This window comes from Paenibacillus sp. FSL E2-0201 (assembly GCF_037963325.1).
GTDB lineage: Bacteria > Bacillota > Bacilli > Paenibacillales > Paenibacillaceae > Paenibacillus_AQ.
Genome location: NZ_CP150154.1, coordinates 682,776 through 702,108, shown reverse-complemented (window position 1 = coordinate 702,108; position 19,333 = coordinate 682,776). Strand labels below are relative to the sequence as shown.

Here is a 19,333-nt window from a genome sequence, read left to right as displayed (position 1 = left end):
TCGTTTAGTCCTCCAATTCGTAGCGGTAATCCTCGATCACCGTGTTGGCAAGTAGCTTTTCGCACATTTCCTTGAGACGCACTTCTGCTTCAGCACGGTTGTCCGTGTCCAAAGTCAGCTCCATATATTTTCCAATACGCAAACTTTCAACCTCTTGAAAACCTACCGAATGAAGTGCTCCTTGCACTGCTACCCCTTGTGGATCGAGAACGCTCTTCTTGATGGTGACATATACCGTCGCTTTTAACATATGCTTGTAGTTCCTCCTAAATTTTTATGTGTATATACTTTCTGAAAGCTGAAACTCTACTAAAAGTAACTCTAGCTTCAAAAACAAAAACATATACTTAATTTATTCTCATGAGTAAACACACTATGTTGAGCTATAAAGACTTGCCAGTAAGACGATGATAAATGTCCAGATAACGGCGTGTAGTTTCTTCAACTACTTCTTGTGGAAGTGGATCAGGTTTACTATTTTTATCCCAGGAGGATGCAGATAGATACGTACGAACAGGCTCTTTATCCATACTATCAATTTCGATATCAAGAGCATATTTGTCCTTGGCCCAGAAGCGTGAAGCATCCGGCGTAAAAATCTCATCGATCAGAATCACCTTGCCGTCCAGCAAGCCGAATTCGAATTTGCAATCTGCAAGAATAATTCCCCGCTCAGCACAGTACTCTCTGGCAAAAGAGAACAACTGCAAGCTCTTCTCCTGCAGCTCGAGTGCCAGATCAGCACCGATTAACTCCTGCATCTTTTCAAAAGGAATATCCTCATCATGACCTACATCATTTTTAGCCGCAGGGGTAAAAATCGGCTGTGCCAGCAGCGCATTTTTGCGCAAATCTTTAGGAAGCTCAATACCATTGACTTTGCCTGTTTCTTGATACTGTCTCCAGCCCCCACCGGTAATGCACCCACGCACCACACATTCGATATCGATGCGTTCCGCTTTGCGTACCACCATAACACGGTTTCTGAGTGTCTCTTTGTCCTTAACGATGTCTCCGAGCAAATCCACATCGATATGAACGACATGATTCTCCATTAGCTCTTTCGTCTTTCCGAACCAGAACGCACTCAGACGGTTAAGCACATTGCCCTTTTCAGGTACCGCGGGGTCCAGCACATAGTCAAAAGCAGATATCCGATCCGTGACGACGATCAGTACATTCTCCCCTAAATCGTACAGCTCACGAACCTTCCCTTTATAGAGCAGCGGCGCATTGATGAGTTCCACGGCTGTGGATACGGCCGACGATGTCATGACCTTTCCTCCCTTGAACTAATGATCATTAATTATTACTTGAGCGAAAGCGTCACTTACAAAGTCGAAATATCTATTGGTCAATCGGTCCACTACAAGAAATATTTGGACTTCCGATCGCTGTTATCCTCAGATTTCCTGATTTGAACCGCTTCTCGCGGTAGAAATCCGAGGATAAAGGCGAACGCTAACGCTTCTACAGTTCCAAAAATTCTCTTCGTTCCTTATTAACCATCGGTATTTCAATTCTGCACAACGCTAACCGCTCGTACTATTCCAAGCTCCTTAGTTCACCACTAACCTATCTTTTTTTTAGATAAGCTCTAGCTTGCGGAAGATGGTGTCCACATGCTTAAGGTGCCAAGAAGGGTTAAATGCATCTTCAATCTCTTCTGGGGTAAGAACGTTAGTGATTTCAGGTGTAGCTTCCACGATATCGCGGAATTGTTTTTGCTCTTCCCATGCTTGCATAGCACGCGGTTGAACGGTATCGTATGCTTGCTCACGGCTAAGACCTTTGTCGATCAGTTTAGTCAAGATCCGACCGGAGAAAGGAACGCCGAAGGTACGGTTCATGTTACGCTTCATGTTCTCTGGGAATACAGTCAGGTTCTTCACGATGTTACCGAAACGGTTCAGCATGTAGTTGAGCAGCATTGTCGCATCCGGAAGGATGATACGTTCCACAGAGGAGTGCGAAATATCGCGTTCATGCCAGAGCGGTACGTTCTCGTAAGCTGTAACCATATGTCCGCGAATGACGCGGGACAGACCGGAAATGTTCTCGCAGCCGATCGGATTACGTTTATGCGGCATAGCGGAAGAACCTTTTTGACCTTTGGCAAAAGCTTCTTCCACTTCACGAATCTCACTCTTTTGCAGAGCGCGGATTTCAGTAGCGAATTTGTCCAACGATGTCGCTACCAAAGCAAGAGCAGCCATGTATTCAGCATGACGGTCACGCTGTAACGTTTGTGTAGAGATTGGAGCTGGGCTTGTGCCGAGCTTGCGGCAAACGAATTCTTCTACGAAAGGATCGATGTTCGCGTACGTACCAACGGCACCGGAGATTTTACCGAACTGCACACCGTTCGCAGCATGGCGGAAACGCTCCAGGTTACGTTTCATTTCTTCGTACCAAAGCGCCATTTTCAGACCGAAGGTGGTTGGCTCGGCATGAACGCCATGTGTACGGCCCATCATCGGTGTATCTTTGTAGGCAATAGCCTTATCTTTAAGGATCTCAATAAAATTGATGATATCCTTCTCTAGAATCTCATTCGCTTGACGAAGCAAGTAACCCAGTGCCGTATCTACCACGTCAGTAGAAGTAAGACCGTAGTGAACCCATTTGCGTTCTGCGCCAAGGCTTTCGGAAACCGCACGTGTAAATGCGATAACGTCATGACGTGTCTCTTGTTCTATTTCATCAATGCGTGCGATGTCGAATTTAGCGTCTTTACGCAGTTTAGCTGCGTCTTCGTGCGGGATAACTCCCAGCTCAGCCCATGCTTCACAAGCGCAGATCTCAACTTCCAGCCACGCTTTGAATTTATTTTCCTCCGTCCAAATAGCTCGCATCTCAGGTCTGCTGTAACGTTCGATCATATTCTTTATTTCCTCCAAAGTTTAGATTGCTCCACCCAGGACAAGCCGTCTCCGGTATCCTTGCAGAGCAGATTGATATGGCCCATCTTGCGGCCGGTCTTACTCTCAGTCTTGCCATATATATGAAGCTTAGGTACAACACCCAGCTTATTATCTTTTTCGTCCTGTGTACAGGTCGCTTTAATGGCGCCATCCAAATGCTGACCTAGTACATTTACCATAACTACGGGTGTCAAAAGCGTTGTATCGCCCAGCGGCAGATTACAAATCGCCCGGACATGCTGCTCGAACTGTGAAGTCGCGCAAGCGTCCATGGTGTAATGCCCGGAGTTATGCGGCCTTGGTGCCAGTTCATTGACGAACAATTCTCCGTCCTCTGTGACGAACATTTCTACAGCCAGCAGCCCAACCGCATCAAGTCCAGCGATTAATGTCTCTGCCAATTCGCATGCTCTCCGCTGAATCTCCTCTGATACTCTTGCAGGCACAATAGACAGATGCAAAATATTATTCACATGAATATTCTCCGATGGCGGGAAGCTCTTAACCTCTCCAGATGCACTGCGTGCAGCAACAACAGATATTTCACACTTAAAAGCGACAAATTTCTCAAGCACCAGCTCCGGTACAACCGCTCCGGGTGCTACTTGCCGGAAGGCTTCTTCCAGCTCTTCCTCCTGCCGGATCACGGCTTGTCCTTTGCCGTCATAACCGCCTGTGGCTGTCTTCAGCACACAGGGAAGTCCAAGTTCAACCGCCGCCACTTTCAGCTCCGCAAGGCTATCCACCTTCCGGTACGGGGCGACGGGTACGCCTGCCGCCTCGATGGCGGCTTTTTCGCGCAGCCGATGCTGTGTCGTATACAGCAGCGCGCTGCCCTGCGGCACGTACGATTCCTCCGTCAGCAGCGCGGCAACACCCGCGTCGACGTTCTCGAACTCGTACGTGATGACGTCCGAGCGGCGCGCTAGCTCCCGCGCCGCGTCCCGGTCGTTATACGCCGCTGTAATCTGCGGCGTAACTTGACCGCTAGGCGCATCCGGCGCAGGGTCCAGCGCCACGAAGCGGTAGCCCATGGCGCTGCCAGCCAGCGCCATCATGCGCCCGAGCTGCCCGCCGCCGAGCACGCCGACGGTCGCGCCGGGCAGTAGCGTCCGGACGGTGCCCGTACCGGACGCATTAGTAGCAGCTGGCGAATTAGCGCCGCCAGCCTCCTGCAGCTTCAGCTCCTCCGGTCTCATAAGCTGTCGCTGCTTTCAAGGACTTCGTCGCGGATCGCATCCCGCCGCAGCTGCGCACGCTGCTGCACTTCTGGATCGAACGCTCCGATAATCTGTGCGGCCAGGAGGCCTGCATTAATGGCACCTGCCTTACCAATGGCTACCGTTGCCACTGGAATGCCCCCTGGCATCTGCACGATGGAGAGAAGCGAATCCAGCCCGTTAAGCGCCTTCGACTGCACTGGCACTCCAATCACAGGCAGGATCGTCTTTGCTGCCACCATACCCGGCAAATGTGCTGCACCGCCCGCTCCTGCAATAATGACGCGAATACCCCGGCCCGCGGCTTCCTCCGCATAGCTGAACATCAAGTCCGGCGTCCGGTGCGCGGATACTACCTTCTTCTCATAAGATAATCCCAGCTCTTCAAGCACCGCACAAGCGTGCTCCATCGTGTCCCAATCCGATTTACTGCCCATGATAACAGCTACCTGTACAGACATGATTCGACCTACCTTCCAGTCACTAGTATGGATATCTTTATCTTGTAAATTCGAATAAAAAAAGCCCGATGACCAGACGCATTTTGCTGCGGGAGGATCGGACTAGTAAAGAAATTAGGAAAAAATAATCCGCGTGCCTATCATTAGGCTGCATTAAGCGCGGAAAATGGCATAATGCATCATTCCGTTACCCGGACCGCATTGCCGCATTCTATCATCCTATTTCCTCGTAGTCCGGTAATTTACGGTTCCCGGGTAGAAACTTCCGGGCCATATCCCCGGTTTTATACGAGTTGCTCATGACATCAGTTTAACAATCCCCTACACAGGATGTCAACTCAAACACGAACATTTGTAAATTAGGATTACTAAACGTTCGCTTTTAGGCGAATTTAAATTCTCAACAGCCACTTATTTTGATGATAAAGACTTCTTTCCGTACACTCTTAGTTCTAACACCAGATGTTATATTAAGCATAAAACTTATACTTTCTTATATTTGAAAAAAGGAACGCCATAAGCGTCCCTTTTAACTCTATATTATTTGACCACCAGCACTGGAATGCGGGCGCTTTGTACTACATTGTGGCTCACACTTCCCAGAACAAATTCACGTATTCCGCCAAGTCCGCGGCTGCCGATGACAATGATGTCCACAGCCTTTTCTTTAGCATATTTCAAAATCACTTCAGCAGGTGATCCTTGTAAAAGCTCAACCTCAGCATTCAAGCCTTCAGCCTCAAGGCGTCCCTTTACTTCTTCCGTAGTTTGTACTGCTAAATCATAATATTCTTTATTTACTGAAGCTGGCAGTGGTGCTAAAGCTTCTCCGATAAAAAATCTTGGGAATTCAAATGCGTGAACAACATGCAGCGTAGAGCCCGGAGTTACTTTTGCGAGTTCAATTGCGCGCTCCAATGCTTGATTAGAAGCCTTAGATCCATCATAGGCGAGTAAAATTTTAGAGAATAACATGTACGCCACCTCTTTTTCTAGTTTGTAATCATAAAGACTATCACCTTAAAAAATAGCTGTACAAAAAGATATTCAGCAACAGAAGTAACGGAATTCCGATCCTAAAGGACATATGTCGTGTCTTGTGGCGCTTACGATACATGGCAATCAGCACGCCTAGTGCCCCACCCATAGCTGCCAGCAGAAAAAGTGTCTTTTCAGGTACACGTTCTCGCCGTTTACGGGCTTTGATCTTGTCTTCGGACATCACTACATATCCGATTATATTAATTACCACAAACCACAACATTATAACCTTGACCATTCTCCCGGGCTCTCCTCCTTGCTACCTATCTATCTCTATTATATTCCTCTTTTTCACAAAAAACCAATCATCCTTACACGCTCTGATAACTTCGCTGTCTGCCTCTTTAGTTTCACTGCTTCGCATCCTTCATCCATATCCATGACAACACCGCAGCCAGCGCCGCCGCAATTCCGCCCAGCCAGAACCCCCCGGTCAAACCATAGTGAGCACTCATCCAGCCTGCCACGAACGGTCCCGCCGACATGCCTACCGCATAGACAGCCTGATAGAAGCCCATAGCTGTTGCACGTTTATATGGATCCACTTCTGACACCGACTTGCCTAACAACAATGGAAAAATAAGTCCCTGCATAAATCCGTTTCCTACCTGAGTCAGACAAAGCATCGCTAACGTCGGCATAGAAGGAATAAGAAGTGTAAACAATGCACTGCCCGCGAAGCCTATGATAAGCGTCCCCCTGTCCCCTAGGAGTCTTCCGAATGTCCGTGAGCCGTAGAGGGTCGCGATAGCATGCGGAATCATGAAAGCAAGCGTCAGCCAGCCCAAGCTTTCTTTGCTTGCTCCGATATTCAGGGCTTGGTTCGGAGTATATCCGAACATCGTAATGAATAGCACACAGTGTGCCAATACAGACAACAGTGAGACTCTTACCAAAAGGGGCTCCTTCATAACACCCGCCAAATCCTTGATCTGGATGGTACTTTGTCGCTTCTCCTGTTTTTGTTCAGGCAATCGCAGAGCAAGCAGCAACGCCGCAATCGCTACAATTCCACCCATCAAGAACGGGGTATTCCAGCCCCAATGCTCCACCATATAGCCACTGATCATCATACTGGTCAATTGGGCGATAACTGTAGTAAATTGCAGCATGCCCATTGCTTTTCCAGCTTCCTCTTTCGGGAAATAGCCCGCGAACATCACAGTGTACACGACCCATGCCGAAGCCGCTATACCGGATACCGCACGTGCTGCCAATGCCCAAACAGGCTGTGCTCCCCACATAAAAAGAAAACAGCTGGCTCCGCTCGCAATCAATCCCAGATAGATAAACGGCCGCCGCCGATTCAAATAATCTGAACCGATACCAATCGGCAGTCGGAACAGGATCTGCATTAACCCGTATACGCCAAGCACCATGCCTACCATAAAATACGATGCTCCCAAATGCTCCACATACGGTGAAAGCACCGGGACATAAATATAAGAAGAGAACCAGAACATAAATACAATCACAAGAAAGAAAAACCTGCTGTTACCCTGACCCTGTGGGCTATCTGCCGCTTTCACTGGATCCACTTGCTGCTCCGCTGCCACCCTAATCACCTGCTCTATGTATTTGCTTAACATTCTAATTCAAAGCCTATCCGTAGACTACAAAAACTTACGCGAATAAAAAAAGACTACTGAGCAAACTCAGCAGTCTTCATTATTACTATCCAATTTCCCTGAACAAAAGTTAGTAGCAACAACAGGTTTACCTAGCTCTCTACTTATCCTTCTTTTGCCCTTCAAGCGCTGCTTTCAGCAGTTCCCCAAGGTTAGAGCCAATGCTTTCTTGCTTACTGTATTGCTGTACCAGCTTTTGCTGTTCGCGTTTATTCACATGCTTGTGGTCCTTATCCAAAGTTTCTGTGATTCCACAGCCCAGACATTGAACGAACATACCTGCTTTACCCTCTTTAAGCTCCATTTTCTTATGGCACTGCGGACAGCGGCGATTCGATAATCTTTTCTCTCCGGCCCGGGTATAACCACAGTTATCCGCAGGACACACAAGCAGCTTGCCCCGTTTGCTCTTTTTCTCGAGTAGTCTTGTACCGCATTCCGGACAATTACTGTTTGAGACATTATGCGGTTTGTATTCTGCTCCGCTTGTTTTTACACCAGTCACTAATTCTTGTGCCATACTGCGTATACCTTGCAAAAAGAGCTCCGGTTTACCTTGACCACGCGCAATTTTCTCCAGCTCAGCTTCCCAGCGCGCAGTTAGATCCGGAGTCCGTAGCTGGGTGGATACCAGTTCGATAAGCTGCTTGCCTTTTCCGGTCGGATGCAGAAGATTGCCCTGACGTTCAATGGTATCGGAGCTCACCAGCTTCTCGATAATATCCGCGCGCGTCGCCGGGGTTCCCAGTCCGTGCTTCTCCATTTGCGTCAAAAGTGAAGCTTCATTGTAACGCTTCGGTGGCTGTGTCCGTCCAGGACGCACTACACAACGGCTAATCGTGACAGTTGCCCCTTCGCGAAGCTCAGGCAGCTTTACACTGCCAGCTGCTGGCTCGTCCGATGATTCCTCGTCATCATCATTACTCATATCTCCACCGTACACTTCACGCCAGCCGGCATCTTTTACCGTCGTTCCTTTGACATGAAAGCTCTCGCCTTCCACATTGACGGTAACAGCTACCGCATCATAGCGCGCTGGGGGATAGAACAAGCTGATAAAACGCCGCACAATCAGATCATACAGCTTACGTTCCTCAGTACTCAGTCCATTTAATAATACAGTCTGCTCTGTCGGAATAATGGCATGGTGATCACTTACTTTACTATCATCCACAATTCGCTTCGTAATCGGCAGCGGTTTGCGCAGCAGTGGGCGTGCCAGCGCCGCATATGGTCCGACAGCCACACTCTCCAGTCTTTCCTTAAGTGTGCCCGTCATATCTGCAGTTAAGTAACGACTGTCCGTACGTGGGTAAGTGACTAGCTTGTGCTGCTCATATAAACGCTGGAGCACACTGGAAGTCTGCTTCGCGGAGAAGCCGAACTTCCGGTTCGCATCACGCTGCAATTCAGTCAGATCATAAGCGAGAGGATGGGGCTCGCTCTTTTCACTCTTCTGCACCTTAATAATACGACCGCTACGTCCAGTAAGCTTATCCTTCAGACTTGCTGTCTTTTCCTTTTCGAATATCCGCCCATCTCCGTTACTAGCGCGCCAAGCTGCTTGGAAATCCCCGAAATCTGCAGTTAACGTCTCAAAATCAACGGAACGGAAACCCGTTATTTCCTTTTCACGATCCATAATCATCCCTAATGTCGGTGTTTGTACCCGCCCTGCCGAGAGCGGCGAACCGAACTTGCAAGTCAAAGCTCTCGTGACATTAAGACCAATCATCCAGTCCGCCTCTGCGCGGCAACGTGCTGATTCGTATAGACGATCAAATTCCCGACCTGGGCGGAGCTTAGCGAATCCCTCTTTAATCGCCTTATCGGTCTGCGAGGATATCCATAGCCGCCGGAATGGCTTTTTCCACCCTGCCATAGTCATAATCCAGCGAGCCAGCAGCTCACCTTCACGGGCAGCGTCTGTAGCCACCACAAGCTCCTCAATATCCTGTCTTTTCATTAGATGCTGAACAGCCTTGTATTGCTGATTCGTCTCCCGAAGCACCTTCAACTTGGTCTTCTCCGGTAAAATCGGTAAATCCTCCAAGGCCCAGGTTGCAAACTTTTTATTATAATCCTCAGGTTCTGCCAGGCCGACCAAATGTCCCAGCGCCCAGGTAACCACATATTTTGGACCTTCAATATAACTCTTCTGTTTATTATTACATCCCATAACTCGTGCAATCTCGCGTGCAACAGACGGCTTCTCCGCCAAAACTAATGTCTTCATAATGCTCCCCTTTCCACATCAAATTTCATTATAGCATTAAATGAATGATAGCAAATATCGTCAGGCTTTACCGGGTCACTCCGTTATACACTAAATAATATCTGATACCCGAAAGGAGTCATAGTCAATGAATGAACAAGAAAGCTATAATATAGTACCTATAGGTTGGGTTACAGGTACGCCACGTAATTTGCGACTGGAAATCAAACCGGAATTTAGCCCGGCGCTTAAAGGTTTATCTCAATTTAGTCATTGCCAAGTGCTTTGGTGGCTGCACGAGTTTGCAGATGATCAATTCCGCCAGACTACACAGATTCAACCACCTTATGACGAAACATTAACTGGAGTATTCGCTTCCCGTTCCCCTATTCGACCTAATCCAATTGGGCTTAGTGTAGCAGCAATCCTGTCTGTCAATGAAGCTTCTGGCATCGTAGAGGTGGCTGGGCTTGATGCCTATCCTGGTACACCAATTCTCGATATCAAAGCCTATTTTCCTAGTGCAGATCGCGTAATGGAAGTGACCGTTCCCGATTGGGCTGCTAATTGGGGGGACTGGATGGCTGAATAATTGAAGTGGTAGTTTTGAACACCACCTCTATAAAAAGTTATTGGAGGACAACTCATGAACAACCGTCAGTTAATGATTCAAGCATTAGACCTCATAGAGGATCGATTAACAACGGTTCTTCCTGTAGCTGTCCTCTCCAAAGAAATGGGTTACTCACTTTATCATTTCACCCGTCTATTTCAAGCGGTCACTGGAATAGCACCAGGAGATTATATATCTAGACGCAGAATCACTGAAGCAGCATTGGATATTCTAAGAATGCCAGAGCGCTCTCTTCATGACATCTCGCTAAATTATGACTTCAATAATTATGAGACCTTTACCCGCGCTTTCAAAAGATTGTTGCATACGACTCCTACCCTCCTCCGTAAAAGGCGTACTAAATCACAGCTCCCTTTACTACCTAGACTCTACGAACATGATCTACATCTAGCACCTATGGATTATATTATCTCCCCCCAACTCGTTGATTTGGGAGAAATCATTCTTCAGGGACCGTTAGTAAAGATAAACGATAATTACTCCGTCATCTCTAATACTTGGTCGCTGCTTTTTAGCAAGGTAACTACCATACATAAGCGCATACTTCCCGAAAAATATTATCAGCTTGGCTTCTGGCCAAACGATTATGAGGATAACGGATTTTCGATTATGTGTGCCTGCGAGCTAAAGTCATCACCTTCCATAGCACAGAATCACATAAGCCATGCGGATACTTCATCTAAATCGGAAATTTATACAGACAGCAAAAGGGCACTACCCATTCATGTATTACCACCCGCCCGATATTTGAAATTCATCCACAGAGGCCGTTCTTGTGATATCCCTTCTACTTATAAATATATTTACGGAATCTGGCTGCCAAAAACAGAATACAGAATATCCATTCCTTTTGAATTAGAATTTTATGGAGAAGGGTACATAGGTCCGGATAATGAAAAATCTGTGAGCGAAATCTACATTCCATTAGAATTTATATAAAAAAGTCCGCATCTGATATGCAGACACGGACTTTGCTTAGTTTATTGGATTAACAGTTACTAGTCCTTATTGAATCTGAATTGTTAGCTCAAGCTCTTCATAGAACGTTTTTATTCTTTGTCCATCAGCATCTTTCAAAAGGTTCAAATCCTTATCAAACGTACAGGTATACGGCTTGATGGTTACGTATTTCGGTGTTTCAGAGAATGCAGCATATATTTTATCTACTATAAGAAGTGGTATAGCCGGATATAAATTGTATCCCCGATTGTACGGTTCAATGATGTTCCCTTGATCATCTTCGATCTGATAGAACACCTCCGTTGGACTATACTCCCCTGTTTGTTCTGGTGATACAGGAACTTCCCCCGTACTATTAATAACTATTCTAGTCGTTGCAGGCGTAATATCTAGATTCTTAACGGTATAACTAAACGCTCCTCTGCTCTTCGTTTGATCTGGAGTAAGCCTTATAGCGTCCTCAGTTACTTTTTTCACGGGTACTTGAAATACAAATGGCTCTTCGACTTGGGCTACAGGTACACTTACACTTACCTCAAATTCTTCCCCAAATTCCTCGGTGTTTTGAACCTCATTAAGCTCTAGTAAAAGTGTGTTCGATTGCCCGTAGATATCACCTGTTCTTGAAGAACCAAATATCACTTCTTTCCCATTAGGGAGTTTAACTACAGGCATTCCAAGCAACCCTTTTTCAGATTGATCAAAATCATTATTCCAAAAGTTCGTTATCTTAGCCATTACGAGATCATTTTGAATACCTTCTCTTTCGAACCCCAAAACCAGACGTGTACCATCATACATTACATCACTAATTTTCAAGGTTACTCCATCATGAGTAATACTAACGTCTGGATTAGTTGTAAGTCCTTTTTCAACAGCATTCTTCAGTCCCGAATCATCTAAATCACTAAAAATATTTCCTAGAATAGGAACCTGGCTCAGCTTGTCTGCCCAGGCGGGAGATACTAAACCAGTTCCAATAATCAACGTTCCAACTACCGCAACTGTGCAGGCCGCAATCAACGTTTTCTTAAACAAATTGCCGTTTGTGTTCTTTTGTTGATTTCCCTGAACTTCCATCTTCTCAATTCGATTCATTATTTGTTCACTATAGCTTGTTATCGGCATTTCATGACTTCGGACAGTCTCAGCAATCTGCTGCAACCTCTGCTCATCAGTTCGATTTTGCCACTTCATCAAGATGTATCCCTCCCTCGTAGATTTTTTCTGAAACAAGCTTCTTTCGTAACCGTTCATACCTCTTACGCAGCATTGACGGGCTACAACCCATGATCTGGCCCATTTCTTCAAAGCTATATTGCTCTACCACTTTAAGGATTAGCATGTTACTTTCTTCTGTTGAGAGATTGCTAAATAGCTGCTCTACCGGAGATTCATCGTTAAGTTCATAATAAGTCTTTGTTTGCAGTGCTGTATAAAGCTTAATCAGTCTGTTCCATCTCTTGCGTTTGCGAACCTGATCCAAGCAATGATGATAAGCCACTTTATACAGCCATGCATTAAAAGAGACTCGTTTCTCATAACGTCTGAGTTCCTGATACACTTTTACAAATATATCTTGCACAGCATCCTCTGCTTCTTCATGACTCTTCAATATATAGTAGCAATAAGTATAAATCCTTCTTTCATAGGCTTGTATTATAGTTCTATAGGCTTCGCGGTTACCCGTAAGAACCTGATCAATAGCCTCTTCAATTATTGTTTGATTCACTTGGACCCCGGGGCTGCGACGTTCCAAAGAATCACCTCCTTGTTATTGACTACAACTATATAACGAATGTGATCCCTTTAATTGTGACAGGCTCTAAAAAATATTCCAGATATGTTAAAAGCATCAACCAAAGACAAATAAAAAAGCGATTGCCCCGATTGATGCTCGGAGAAATCGCTTTTTTATAATAATATTCCAGATTTACTATTTACTTACTTAATATCTTTTAACTCTAAACAAGCTTCAAAAAATATAGTATCACTATTCTGACCACGTACATATATACCATCATCTGTTACTGCCGAACGTAAAACAGTCAGTTCATCCCCAAACTTTGCTTCTTGTAGATAAGTAATCCGGAAGCGTGTGAACTCTGCATTATCCCATTCCGCTAAACTGAGTGCATCACAACATAAATCTCCGTATCGGGCATTATTCAAATGTCCGTTGCTATCCAGCCCACTATATCTTACCTGATACCGATAAGCTTCTTCCATAGTAATATCAGTAGGGATCGTTACCTTAACAGGCATATCGCCTACTGAATCGCCATTATAGTGCTTAACCTGAACTGGAAGAGCGTTCGGTCTGAGTATCTTTCTCTTCTCAATATCTACTAAAGCCCATATAGAACGCGCTGTGGCAATCTCTATATGATCTGCATCGAAAATGCGGTAATCCCGTTGCCATAAAGCCCCTTTAGTACCTTTACTCCAGGTATGTACGCTAAGCACATCATTTGGGCGAGGAATACGCTTAAAATCAAGATCTAACGTAATCATCATCCAGCCCATTCCTGCATTCAGAATTTCTTCCACACTTATCCCCAAATTACCCACCGCGAAGTCTGCCGCACATTGCATGATATCCAGAATAAAGGATAACTTACCCTGCGAACGATAATCCGTGTCGCTCGCATGTACAGAAAAATCTTCTATCCACACAAGATTGCTACTGTTGTCCATTGTTTATCCTCCTACCATGCAAAATATCCTTGCATTTACTTGAAGTATCCACATATACCACTGCTCTATCCACATAAATTGGGGACTACTTTCATTTTTGAATATATTTTATTATTTCATCCACATGTTAGTAACTTTTATTTTTTCGTTATTTACCCATGACTTATCCACATTATTTAAATTAAGCGATAAAGGGAACAAAAAAGCCATTGTTGATAAATCAACAATGGCTTCGTGTGCTTGGCAACGTCCTACTCTCCCAGGACCCTTCGGTCCAAGTACCATCGGCGCTGGAGGGCTTAACGGTCGTGTTCGGGATGGGTACGCGTGGAACCCCTCCGCTATCGCCACCAAACATGCGTCTGTGAAACAGACGCTGCCGCGTGAAATTTCGTTCATCACCAGAAGTGAGAATAAATTTCTAAGCGTGTTACAGGCTTGATGCCTGAAAACTGAATCCGAATTGAATTTGCATTTTAAGTATAGGATAAGCCCTCGACCGATTAGTATTGGTCAGCTCCATGCATTACTGCACTTCCACCTCCAACCTATCTACCTCGTCGTCTTCAAGGGGTCTTACTAATTGGGAAATCTCATCTTGAGGGGGGCTTCACGCTTAGATGCTTTCAGCGCTTATCCCGTCCGTACGTAGCTACCCAGCCATGCTTCTGGCGAAACAACTGGTGCACCAGCGGTACGTCCATCCCGGTCCTCTCGTACTAAGGACAGCTCCTCTCAAATTTCCTGCGCCCACGACAGATAGGGACCGAACTGTCTCACGACGTTCTGAACCCAGCTCGCGTACCGCTTTAATGGGCGAACAGCCCAACCCTTGGGACCTACTTCAGCCCCAGGATGCGATGAGCCGACATCGAGGTGCCAAACCTCCCCGTCGATGTGGACTCTTGGGGGAGATAAGCCTGTTATCCCCAGGGTAGCTTTTATCCGTTGAGCGATGGCCCTTCCATGCGGTACCACCGGATCACTAAGTCCGACTTTCGTCCCTGCTCGACTTGTAGGTCTCGCAGTCAAGCTCCCTTATGCCTTTGCACTCTTCGAATGATTTCCAACCATTCTGAGGGAACCTTGGAACGCCTCCGTTACTCTTTAGGAGGCGACCGCCCCAGTCAAACTGCCCGCCTGACACGGTCCCCGTACCCGATTAGGGCACTAGGTTAGAACCTAGATACGATCAGGGTGGTATCCCAACGGCGCCTCCACCGAAGCTTGCGCTCCGATTTCTACGGCTCCCACCTATCCTGTACAGATCGTACCCAAATTCAATATCAAGCTGCAGTAAAGCTCCATGGGGTCTTTCCGTCTTGTCGCGGGTAACCTGCATCTTCACAGGTATTAAAATTTCACCGGATCTCTCGTTGAGACAGCGCCCAAGTCGTTACGCCATTCGTGCGGGTCAGAATTTACCTGACAAGGAATTTCGCTACCTTAGGACCGTTATAGTTACGGCCGCCGTTTACTGGGGCTTCGGTTCATAGCTTCGGGTTACCCCTAACCACTCCCCTTAACCTTCCAGCACCGGGCAGGCGTCAGCCCGTATACTTCGCCTTGCGGCTTCGCACAGACCTGTGTTTTTGCTAAACAGTCGCTTGGGCCTTTTCACTGCGGCCCCCTCGTGCTATTCACACTACCGGGGCACCCCTTCTCCCGAAGTTACGGGGTCATTTTGCCGAGTTCCTTAACGAGAGTTCTTCCGCGCGCCTTAGAATTCTCTTCTCGCCTACCTGTGTCGGTTTGCGGTACGGGCACCTTCTCCTGGCTAGAGGCTTTTCTTGGCAGTGTGAGATCATGACCTTCGCTACTACAATTTTCGCTCCCCATCACAGCCCAGCCTTAATGATGTGCGGATTTGCCTACACATCAGCCTCACTGCTTAGACGGACATATCCATCAGTCCGCGTCACTACCCTCCTGCGTCACCCCATCGCTCATAGCGGATTACGGTGGTACAGTAATTTCAAACTGTTGTCCTTCGACTACGCCTTTCGGCCTCGCCTTAGGTCCCGACTTACCCTGAGCGGACGAGCCTTCCTCAGGAAACCTTGGGCTTTCGGCGGATCAGATTCTCACTGATCTTTTCGTTACTCATACCGGCATTCTCACTTGTATGCTGTCCAGCGCTCCTTACGGTACACCTTCAACCCACATACAACGCTCCCCTACCCCAGATACATACGTATCTAGCCATAGCTTCGGTGGTGTGTTTAGCCCCGTTACATTTTCGGCGCAGAGTCACTCGACCAGTGAGCTATTACGCACTCTTTCAATGGTGGCTGCTTCTAAGCCAACATCCTGGTTGTCTGTGCAACTCCACATCCTTTCCCACTTAACACACACTTGGGGACCTTAGCTGATGGTCTGGGCTGTTTCCCTTTTGACAATGGATCTTAGCACTCACTGTCTGACTCCCGGCAATAAGTATATGGCATTCGGAGTTTGACTGAGCTTGGTAATCCTTGCGGACCCCGCACCCAATCAGTGCTCTACCTCCACTACTCTTATACCGAGGCTAGCCCTAAAGCTATTTCGGGGAGAACCAGCTATCTCCGAGTTCGATTGGAATTTCTCCGCTACCCCCACCTCATCCCCGCACTTTTCAACGTGCGTGGGTTCGGGCCTCCAGTGCGTGTTACCGCACCTTCACCCTGGACAGGGGTAGATCACACGGTTTCGGGTCTACGTCCACATACTGAGTCGCCCTATTCAGACTCGCTTTCGCTGCGGCTCCGTCTTCTCGACTTAACCTTGCATGTTAAACGTAACTCGCCGGTTCATTCTACAAAAGGCACGCCATCACCCATTAATAGGGCTCTGACTTTTTGTAAGCACACGGTTTCAGGTTCTATTTCACTCCCCTTCCGGGGTGCTTTTCACCTTTCCCTCACGGTACTGTTTCACTATCGGTCGCCAGGTAGTATTTAGCCTTAGCAGATGGTCCTGCTGGATTCATACGGGGTTTCACGTGCCCCGCACTACTCGGGATCCGTCTCGGAGAGAACACAGTTTAGGTTACAGGGCTTTTACCTCTATCGCGGGCCTTTCCAGACCTCTTCGCCTACCATATTCCTTTGTAACTCCATGTGAGACGTCCCACAACCCCTAAGAGCAAGCTCTTAGGTTTAGGCTGTTCCGCGTTCGCTCGCCGCTACTGACGGAATCACTATTGTTTTCTCTTCCTCAGGGTACTTAGATGTTTCAGTTCCCCTGGTCTGCCTCTACATACCCTATGTATTCAGGTATGAGTAACTGCGAATTACCACAGCTGGGTTTCCCCATTCGGACACCCCCGGATCAAAGCTTGCTTACAGCTCCCCGAGGCAGTTTCGTTGTTCGCCACGTCCTTCGTCGGCTCCTGGCGCCTAGGCATCCTCCGTGTGCTCTTATTAGCTTAACCTTGATTTTTCCGCAGGAAAATATCATACGATATCTCTCTTGGAATCATCTCACTAATAACATTTACTTGTTTGCACAAGTTGCTAAAAGATGTTCTAAAACGCAAATTCGTTTCGGTATCCAGTTTTCAAGGATCAAGTCTTACTTGAGAGCTTAAACTCTCAAAACTGAGCAACGAGTGAGTAACAGGCCTAAACCTGAGATTGTGGAAGTTTAACTTCCGATTTGAATGTCTTCATTGCAGAAGACGATTCTCCATAGAAAGGAGGTGATCCAGCCGCACCTTCCGATACGGCTACCTTGTTACGACTTCACCCCAATCATCTACCCCACCTTCGGCGGCTGGCTCCCTTGCGGGTTACCCCACCGACTTCGGGTGTTGTAAACTCTCGTGGTGTGACGGGCGGTGTGTACAAGACCCGGGAACGTATTCACCGCGGCATGCTGATCCGCGATTACTAGCAATTCCGACTTCATGCAGGCGAGTTGCAGCCTGCAATCCGAACTGAGACCGGCTTTGATGGGATTGGCTCCACCTCGCGGCTTCGCTTCCCGTTGTACCGGCCATTGTAGTACGTGTGTAGCCCAGGTCATAAGGGGCATGATGATTTGACGTCATCCCCACCTTCCTCCGGTTTGTCACCGGCAGTCACTCTAGAGTGCCCAACATTACTTGCTGGCAACTAAAGTTAAGGGTTGCGCTCGTTGCGGGACTTAACCCAACATCTCACGACACGAGCTGACGACAACCATGCACCACCTGTCTCCTCTGTCCCGAAGGCCGCTGCTATCTCTAGCAGATTCAGAGGGATGTCAAGACCTGGTAAGGTTCTTCGCGTTGCTTCGAATTAAACCACATACTCCACTGCTTGTGCGGGTCCCCGTCAATTCCTTTGAGTTTCAGTCTTGCGACCGTACTCCCCAGGCGGAGTGCTTACTGTGTTAACTTCGGCACCAAGGGTATCGAAACCCCTAACACCTAGCACTCATCGTTTACGGCGTGGACTACCAGGGTATCTAATCCTGTTTGCTCCCCACGCTTTCGCGCCTCAGCGTCAGTTACAGCCCAGAAAGTCGCCTTCGCCACTGGTGTTCCTCCACATATCTACGCATTTCACCGCTACACGTGGAATTCCACTTTCCTCTTCTGTACTCAAGTCACCCAGTTTCCAGTGCGACCTTAGGTTGAGCCCAAGGTTTAAACACCAGACTTAAATGACCGCCTGCGCGCGCTTTACGCCCAATAATTCCGGACAACGCTTGCCCCCTACGTATTACCGCGGCTGCTGGCACGTAGTTAGCCGGGGCTTTCTTCTCAGGTACCGTCACTCCGATAGCAGTTACTCTACCGGACGTTCTTCCCTGGCAACAGAGCTTTACGATCCGAAAACCTTCATCACTCACGCGGCGTTGCTCCGTCAGACTTTCGTCCATTGCGGAAGATTCCCTACTGCTGCCTCCCGTAGGAGTCTGGGCCGTGTCTCAGTCCCAGTGTGGCCGTTCACCCTCTCAGGTCGGCTACGCATCGTCGCCTTGGTGGGCCGTTACCCCACCAACTAGCTAATGCGCCGCAGGCCCATCCCTCAGTGACAGATTGCTCCGTCTTTCATTCTTTCTTCAGGAGAAAAAAGAAATTATCCGGTATTAGCTACCGTTTCCGGTAGTTATCCCAGTCTAAGGGGCAGGTTGCCTACGTGTTACTCACCCGTCCGCCGCTAAGTCATTTTGAAAGCAAGCTTTCAAAATGACTCCGCTCGACTTGCATGTATTAGGCACGCCGCCAGCGTTCGTCCTGAGCCAGGATCAAACTCTCCAATTAGTATTGAAAAGAGCGATATGCTCATTTTGAAACATCTGACGAGAAAATTAATTCTCTAATTTTGGATTTCACTTTCGTGATTTCCTACTCACTCGTTGTTCAGTTTTCAAAGATCAAGTTCTCGTTGGCGCCGTTTAATGTCTCAGCAGCAACTCTTATAATATATCATGTTGTTCTCAGTAATGCAAGCTTTATTTTTCGAAAGCCGTTTATATAACTCTCTCAAACATTGCCTGTACGCTGTCTAACAACGCTTAACTATAATAACCTATCTACCGATAGAAAAGCAACCCCTAATAGAAAAATAAACAACCAGCTTAATT

14 protein-coding genes, 3 rRNA genes and 1 riboswitch are annotated in these 19,333 nt (G+C 47.3%); of the genes, 2 read left to right on the top strand and 15 right to left on the bottom strand.

Going from position 1 to position 19,333, the window contains the following annotated elements; translation table 11 throughout:
* Nucleotides 1-4 precede the first annotated feature (4 nt).
* The 9 genes from purS to NSU15_RS03145 all read right to left on the bottom strand — a co-directional run bounded on the left by purS (nucleotide 5) and on the right by NSU15_RS03145 (nucleotide 9,510).
* The gene (gene purS, locus NSU15_RS03185) at nucleotides 5-250 is read right to left on the bottom strand and encodes a phosphoribosylformylglycinamidine synthase subunit PurS (protein WP_036680912.1); all 246 of its coding nucleotides are present in this window, start codon (nucleotides 248-250) and stop codon (nucleotides 5-7) included.
* A 133-nt stretch (nucleotides 251-383) separates the two neighbouring features.
* Complete coding sequence (locus NSU15_RS03180) at nucleotides 384-1,274, bottom strand: phosphoribosylaminoimidazolesuccinocarboxamide synthase (protein ID WP_339289112.1); 891 nt, start codon at nucleotides 1,272-1,274, stop codon at nucleotides 384-386.
* A 312-nt stretch (nucleotides 1,275-1,586) separates the two neighbouring features.
* Nucleotides 1,587-2,882, bottom strand: coding sequence for an adenylosuccinate lyase (purB, locus tag NSU15_RS03175; protein ID WP_042124027.1), 1,296 nt, complete (start codon nucleotides 2,880-2,882; stop codon nucleotides 1,587-1,589).
* Between the two features lie 5 nt (nucleotides 2,883-2,887).
* Nucleotides 2,888-4,030, bottom strand: a complete 1,143-nt coding sequence (gene purK, locus NSU15_RS03170) for a 5-(carboxyamino)imidazole ribonucleotide synthase (RefSeq protein WP_339291231.1) — start codon at nucleotides 4,028-4,030, stop codon at nucleotides 2,888-2,890.
* An 89-nt stretch (nucleotides 4,031-4,119) separates the two neighbouring features.
* A complete protein-coding gene (purE, locus tag NSU15_RS03165; RefSeq protein WP_042184739.1) occupies nucleotides 4,120-4,605 on the bottom strand; it encodes a 5-(carboxyamino)imidazole ribonucleotide mutase in 486 nt (161 codons plus the stop codon).
* A gap of 210 nt (nucleotides 4,606-4,815) precedes the next feature.
* Nucleotides 4,816-4,917, bottom strand: a riboswitch (purine riboswitch).
* A 228-nt stretch (nucleotides 4,918-5,145) separates the two neighbouring features.
* Nucleotides 5,146-5,580, bottom strand: a complete 435-nt coding sequence (locus NSU15_RS03160) for a universal stress protein (protein WP_042124024.1) — start codon at nucleotides 5,578-5,580, stop codon at nucleotides 5,146-5,148.
* Nucleotides 5,581-5,620: 40 nt separating this feature from the next.
* The gene (locus NSU15_RS03155; protein ID WP_042124022.1) at nucleotides 5,621-5,884 is read right to left on the bottom strand and encodes a DUF1294 domain-containing protein; all 264 of its coding nucleotides are present in this window, start codon (nucleotides 5,882-5,884) and stop codon (nucleotides 5,621-5,623) included.
* Between the two features lie 112 nt (nucleotides 5,885-5,996).
* Entirely contained in the window at nucleotides 5,997-7,202 is a 1,206-nt protein-coding gene (locus NSU15_RS03150) for an MFS transporter (RefSeq protein ID WP_339289109.1), read from the bottom strand.
* A gap of 172 nt (nucleotides 7,203-7,374) precedes the next feature.
* A complete protein-coding gene (locus NSU15_RS03145) occupies nucleotides 7,375-9,510 on the bottom strand; it encodes a DNA topoisomerase 3 (RefSeq protein ID WP_042124020.1) in 2,136 nt (711 codons plus the stop codon).
* A 127-nt stretch (nucleotides 9,511-9,637) separates the two neighbouring features.
* Here NSU15_RS03145 and tsaA point away from each other — a divergent pair, with 127 nt between their 5' ends.
* Both tsaA and NSU15_RS03135 read left to right on the top strand, forming a co-directional pair.
* A complete protein-coding gene (tsaA, locus tag NSU15_RS03140; RefSeq protein ID WP_339289107.1) occupies nucleotides 9,638-10,081 on the top strand; it encodes a tRNA (N6-threonylcarbamoyladenosine(37)-N6)-methyltransferase TrmO in 444 nt (147 codons plus the stop codon).
* A gap of 54 nt (nucleotides 10,082-10,135) precedes the next feature.
* Nucleotides 10,136-11,062 carry an AraC family transcriptional regulator gene (locus tag NSU15_RS03135; RefSeq protein WP_339289106.1) on the top strand — a complete coding sequence of 309 codons (927 nt, stop codon included), beginning with the start codon at nucleotides 10,136-10,138 and terminating at the stop codon, nucleotides 11,060-11,062.
* A 66-nt stretch (nucleotides 11,063-11,128) separates the two neighbouring features.
* Here the strand turns inward: NSU15_RS03135 and NSU15_RS03130 are convergent, their stop codons facing one another.
* The 6 genes from NSU15_RS03130 to NSU15_RS03105 all read right to left on the bottom strand — a co-directional run bounded on the left by NSU15_RS03130 (nucleotide 11,129) and on the right by NSU15_RS03105 (nucleotide 19,010).
* Nucleotides 11,129-12,280, bottom strand: a complete 1,152-nt coding sequence (locus tag NSU15_RS03130; RefSeq protein ID WP_339291229.1) for a DUF4179 domain-containing protein — start codon at nucleotides 12,278-12,280, stop codon at nucleotides 11,129-11,131.
* Complete coding sequence (locus NSU15_RS03125) at nucleotides 12,258-12,842, bottom strand: RNA polymerase sigma factor (RefSeq protein ID WP_339289104.1); 585 nt, start codon at nucleotides 12,840-12,842, stop codon at nucleotides 12,258-12,260. The genes NSU15_RS03130 and NSU15_RS03125 overlap by 23 nt, the downstream gene beginning before the upstream one ends.
* 185 nt (nucleotides 12,843-13,027) lie before the next feature.
* On the bottom strand, nucleotides 13,028-13,780 hold the full coding sequence (locus NSU15_RS03120) for an acyl-ACP thioesterase domain-containing protein (RefSeq protein WP_339289102.1): 753 nt from the start codon (nucleotides 13,778-13,780) through the stop codon (nucleotides 13,028-13,030).
* Between the two features lie 238 nt (nucleotides 13,781-14,018).
* Nucleotides 14,019-14,135 (bottom strand): 5S ribosomal RNA (rrf, locus tag NSU15_RS03115).
* Nucleotides 14,136-14,263: 128 nt separating this feature from the next.
* A 23S ribosomal RNA gene (locus NSU15_RS03110) occupies nucleotides 14,264-17,192 on the bottom strand.
* 260 nt (nucleotides 17,193-17,452) lie between these two features.
* Nucleotides 17,453-19,010, bottom strand: a 16S ribosomal RNA gene (locus NSU15_RS03105).
* Together the 16S, 23S and 5S rRNA genes form the textbook arrangement of a ribosomal RNA operon.
* Nucleotides 19,011-19,333 lie beyond the last annotated feature (323 nt).